Source organism: Anaerovorax odorimutans (assembly GCF_024459955.1).
Lineage (GTDB): Bacteria > Bacillota > Clostridia > Peptostreptococcales > Anaerovoracaceae > Hominibacterium > Hominibacterium odorimutans_A.
The window spans coordinates 1-212 of the sequence record NZ_JANFXK010000268.1 but is presented as its reverse complement, the minus strand read 5'-3'; the positions used below and the strand labels follow the sequence as shown (position 1 = coordinate 212).

General features: G+C 43.4%; 1 protein-coding gene. It reads left to right on the top strand.

Annotated elements, in window-relative coordinates; translation table 11 throughout:
• Window positions 1-212: cell wall metabolism sensor histidine kinase WalK (locus tag NE619_RS18740; RefSeq protein ID WP_256133954.1), on the top strand; the 212-nt coding region annotated here is incomplete at both ends.

The window sequence follows — 212 nt, the reverse complement described above, 5'->3', positions numbered from 1 at the left end:
GCTTTATTAGTGGTTTGGTTGCTGTCTTACATGATGTAACCGAGCAAGAAAAGACAGAACGTGAACGTCGTGAGTTTGTTTCCAATGTTTCCCATGAACTACGCACACCGTTAACAAGTATGCGTAGCTATATTGAAGCGTTGAGCGAAGGCGCGTGGCAAGACGAAGAAATTGCACCGAACTTTTTGAAGGTCACTTTAGATGAAACAGAC